This window comes from Streptomyces sp., from assembly GCF_035563135.1.
In the GTDB taxonomy this organism is placed as follows: Bacteria; Actinomycetota; Actinomycetes; order Streptomycetales; family Streptomycetaceae; genus Streptomyces.
Map to the genome: position 1 here is coordinate 1 of NZ_DATMVN010000599.1, position 4,179 is coordinate 4,179.

The window sequence follows — 4,179 nt, forward strand, 5'->3', positions numbered from 1 at the left end:
GCGGAACACGTCGGCCAGGCTCCCGGGCCCTGCCCGTCGAGCACCTTCTCGGCCACGGCGATCTGCTGGTCCTTGGTGGCCAGATCGGCGCGCGCGGCGTAGGCCGTGCCGCCGTAGGCCGCCCAGGTCGACCGGGTGAACTGCAGACCCCCGTAGTAGCCGTTACCCGTGTTGATGTGCCAGTTTCCGGTCGACTCGCAGGCGGCGACCTTCTCCCACACGTCGGCCGGGGCAGCTCCTGCCGAGGCAGCCGTGAGAAGCGGGAGCGCGAGGCCCGCGCCTCCCGCTGTCACCGTGAGCGAAGCGCGGTTGATCCGGCTGGGCTGGTATCTGCGGTGCCGACCGTTCGCGGCCATGATAGGGCTCCCCCACTGCAGTAGAACGCGTCGCAAGCGGCCAACTTATGGGCATACGACGGGTGGTGACAAGTGAACATTCTCCACCTGCCGTCCACGCGCCCCGGCGCGTGACCCCTGCGAACGGAACCGGCACCCCCGGCCGCCCCCCTCCGGCCCTGGCGGGAGAGCGCTCCCCCACTTGTCCGCCCGGTGCTGTGAAGGCGGTCATGACGGATGCTCCGCGACCGGCCGGCGCGGCCCCCACCCTGGAGGACGTGGCGTGGGCGGCCGGTGTCTCACGCGCGACCGTCTCACGAGTGATCAACGGGGTGCGCAACGTCGATCCGGCGATCCAGGAGGCTGTACGGCAGGCGGTCGCCGTCACCGGCTACGCGCCCAACCGCGCGGCTCGCTCCCTGGTCACCCGGCGCACGGACGCCGTCGCGCCGGTGGTGTCGGGAGCGGGGGCCGCGGGCCCGGAGGAGGGGGCCGGGCCCGCCGGAGAAGGGGGCTTCACCGCTCAGGTCTTCGCCGACCCGTTCTTCGGCCGGGTGGTGACGGGGGTCGTCACCATCAGCGGACCGCTGGACCTGTCCGCCGGACAGGAGAGGCCGGCGGGCTTCCGGGACGCGCTGGCGCAGCACGGGGTCTCCCGTGCGCCTGTCGTCGAGGGGCAGTTCACCCAGGAGAGCGGCGGGACGGCGATGGAGCGCCTCCTGACCGAACACCCCGATCTGGACGGGGTGTTCGCGGGGAACGACCTGATGGCGACGGGCGCCTGCCATGTGCTGCGGGAGCGCGGCAGGCGTGTCCCCGAGGACGTCTCCGTGATCGGGTTCGACGACAGCAGCGCCGCCTCGGCCTGCCGGCCGCCGCTCACGACGGTGCGGCAGACGGTGGAGGACATGGCAGCGGAGACGGCCGGACTGCTGCTGGACCGGCTGGCGGTGCCGGACCGGCCGGTGACATCGGTGATCTTCGAACCGGTGCTGGTGGTGAGGGATTCCGCCTGAGGGCCTGACGGCGGGCGCCCCGAGCACGAGTTCCGCCCCCCTGCCCTTCGGCCCCATGCCCTTCGCGCTCAGCCGGCCACGGTGCGGCCGCGGCCCGGCATCATGCGGTCCCGGGCCGGAGTGGCGCCCGGGAGGGATTCCGGCCCGGGGCGGGTGCCGCCGCGGGCCAGGAAGTCGGACAGGGGCAGAGTCGCCGCACCCACCGTGACCGCGTCCGGGCCCAGGCGGCCCAGATCGATCGTGGTGCGGGCGGCCGCGTGCCGGAGCGCGTACTCCCGGGCGTACCGGCGGATCTCCGGGAGCAGGTGGGGGCCGATGAGCAGACCCGCCCAGCCGCCGAGCAGGATGCGTTCCGGCAGGAAGAGATTGACCAGGTCGGCCAGGGCGGCGCCCAGGCACTCGGCCGTCTCGTCGAGGATCGAGACCGCCACCGGGTCCGGAGCACCGTCGGCGGTCCCCGGGTAGGCGGCCGCGAGCAGTGCGGCAAGGGCGGTCTCGTCGTCGGCGTCCGGGGGCAGCGGGCCTCCCGCTTCCTGCCAGCGCTCCCGCATGGCCTCCGCGCCCGCGTACGCCTCCAGGCAGCCCATGGAGCCGCAACGGCAGCGGCGGCCCCGTAGCTGCACCGTGGTGTGTCCCCACTCCAGGGCCGCGTCGGAGAGGTCCTCGTCGAGGATGTCCCCCCGGCTGACGCTCGCACCCACTCCCGAGCCGATCAGGACGACGGCGGCCGTGCCGGCGCCACGGCCGCCGCCGAACCGCATCTCGGCCTGCCCCAGGGTCTTCGCACCGTTGTCGATGAAGAACGGCACCTCCGGAGGTACGTCCACGGCCTCGCGGAGCAGCCGCTCGAAAGGAACGGCACTCCATCCGATGGTCTGGCCGTGGACGACCGCACCCGGGCCGCCCGCGGACTCCGGGGCGTCGCGTTCGATGATGCCGGGCACCCCGACGCCGATGCCGAGCAGCGTGCCGGGGTCGGCGCCCGCGTCGCGCAGGACGTCGGAGACACCCCGACGGACATGGCCGACGACGCACTCGACGTCGTATCCGTGCTGGGCCAGCAGGCGGTCGGTGCGGGCGAGTTCCGTCAGCGAGAGGTCGAAGAGCTCGACGCGTACCCGGGTCTCACCGATGTCGATGCCCACGAACAGTCCTCCGCCGGGGGCGATCCGCAGCAACGTGCGGGGGCGTCCTCCGTCGGAGTCGACGATGCCGGCCTCCTCCAGGAGGCCCTCGGAGGCCAGCTCGGTGACCACGTTGCTGATGGAGCCCGAACTCAGCCCTGTCGCGGGCCCCAGCTCCTGGCGGCTCAACGGTCCGTCGAAATACAACCGTTGCAACACCCGCGCCCGATTGCCCCTTCGCAGGTCACGCACCGTCCGTCTACTGCGCTCAGCCATGTCGCCCCCTTCGCCCCGGCAACATACCCCGGCTCTGGGCACCCAGTTATTTCATCTCTTTAATTAATACGAGGAAGATCGCGCGGGTCCCGGACCGCGTCCTCCCCGGAAAAGGGCCGCCCCGCATGCGTCGTCTCAGAGCCGCTGCGGCCACCGCCCTCGCCATGCCCGTCGCCGCCGGTGCCACCGGCTGCGGCGGCGGGGCACCCCCGGCCGGCGGCAGCGACGAGTCACCGAAGACGCCGGCGCGCCGGGGCGTCCGACCAGGGCCCGGGCATCGGGGCCGGCAGGAAGATCCTCACTCCCGGACCCAAGAACATCGAGAAGCGGAGCGGGACCGAGGTGAGGCTGGAGCCCGTCCCTGCTCGAACTCCTCATCCGCCCGATCCCGGTGACCGCCGGCATCGTGATGACCTTCCGTCAACTCACCCAGTTCTTCCTCGGCGACCGGGACACGGCTCAGAACGACGTGCACTGGAATCAGGCCGTGGCCACCCCGCTCGTCGTGAGCGTGCCGATGACGTGACCCGGCACCGCACCGTCAGGGCCGGGGGCCGGCGCCCTGCGGAGCCGCTCCGCGAATTCACCGACGACAGACCGCTCAAGACGGCCTGAGCCCTTCCCGGGTCCAGGTCCGAGCTCCGTACGCCGGCAGCCCCACCTGCCGGCGTACGGGGGGCATCTGCTGCCCGGCACACCACCGGCGGGCTGTCAGGCAGGCGAGACCTGACGCTTATGCTCACCGTATGGAGCAGAGCGAAGTCCTCAAGCGAGTGATCGGCATCCTCACGGAGGCGGGCGAGATGCAGCGCCACGCCGAGGAGGACGCGAGCGGCGGTGACCTGGACGCAGGCGGAAACATGGTGACAACCCTTCTCAACGAGACGATGCCGCACATCGCGATCCCCTCCGACGCCACCGTCGAGGAGATGGCCGCCCTGGTGGGACGCGAGGTCGGCGGCGCCGTGGAGCAGCTGGTCGGAGCCTTCACACTGGCCTTCATCGCGCTCGCCCAGATCCATGACTCCGGTCAGCAGGACGTGTCCTCCGCCGATGTGCTCCAGGACCTCGCGCTGCGGGCCGAGGAGCTGAGTTCGGGTGACGAGGGCCCGGAGGGGCCCCTCTGAGGGTGCGCGTCGAGGCATCGCACTCCGCCCCTCGCCCCTTCGCATCCTGGGTGCCGCGCCCGGCCTCGCTGCGCGCATGCGCGAGTCCGCGGCGGGCCACGGACGATCCATGGTCCGCCGCGGACCTCCCGGCCGCACCGACGGCGGGGAACAGGACGGTGCGGCGGCTTCTGCGAGCGGTCGGCTCCGGTGGACGCCGAACTCGTGGAGCGAGTGGTCCCAGGCCGTGCCGCGCACGGATGGGTCCACCCGTAGGTGGCGCGCTTCACCCGTGACGTCGATGCCGTCGATACCGCCGTTT

Annotated in this window: 5 protein-coding genes; 3 read left to right on the forward strand and 2 right to left on the reverse strand. The window is 72.4% G+C overall.

The annotated features are described in order from the left end of the window. Nucleotides 1-356, reverse strand: a 356-nt coding sequence (locus tag VN520_RS26625) for a transglycosylase family protein (RefSeq protein ID WP_325749485.1), incomplete at its 3' end; no start/stop codon positions are given. Between the two features lie 209 nt (nt 357-565). On the opposite strand from VN520_RS26625, the gene VN520_RS26630 reads away from it, so the two are divergent. Continuing rightward, the gene (locus VN520_RS26630) at nt 566-1,351 is read left to right on the forward strand and encodes a LacI family DNA-binding transcriptional regulator (RefSeq protein ID WP_325749486.1); all 786 of its coding nucleotides are present in this window, start codon (nt 566-568) and stop codon (nt 1,349-1,351) included. A gap of 68 nt (nt 1,352-1,419) precedes the next feature. Here the strand turns inward: VN520_RS26630 and VN520_RS26635 are convergent, their stop codons facing one another. Next, nucleotides 1,420-2,751, reverse strand: coding sequence for an ROK family transcriptional regulator (locus tag VN520_RS26635; protein ID WP_325749487.1), 1,332 nt, complete (start codon nt 2,749-2,751; stop codon nt 1,420-1,422). Nucleotides 2,752-3,142: 391 nt separating this feature from the next. Between VN520_RS26635 and VN520_RS26640 the strand changes: the two genes are divergently transcribed. Further along, nucleotides 3,143-3,277: a hypothetical protein gene (locus VN520_RS26640; protein ID WP_325749488.1), complete on the forward strand. Its 135-nt coding sequence runs from the start codon at nt 3,143-3,145 to the stop codon at nt 3,275-3,277. Between the two features lie 220 nt (nt 3,278-3,497). After that, on the forward strand, nt 3,498-3,878 hold the full coding sequence (locus tag VN520_RS26645) for a hypothetical protein (protein ID WP_325749489.1): 381 nt from the start codon (nt 3,498-3,500) through the stop codon (nt 3,876-3,878). Nucleotides 3,879-4,179: the final 301 nt, after the last annotated feature.

Coding starts and splice junctions, on each gene's coding strand:
- VN520_RS26630 (WP_325749486.1), top strand. CDS start 566: ATGACGGATGCTCCGCGACCGGCCGGCGCGGCCCCCACCCTGGAGGAC.
- VN520_RS26635 (WP_325749487.1), bottom strand. CDS start 2,751: ATGGCTGAGCGCAGTAGACGGACGGTGCGTGACCTGCGAAGGGGCAAT.
- VN520_RS26645 (WP_325749489.1), top strand. CDS start 3,498: ATGGAGCAGAGCGAAGTCCTCAAGCGAGTGATCGGCATCCTCACGGAG.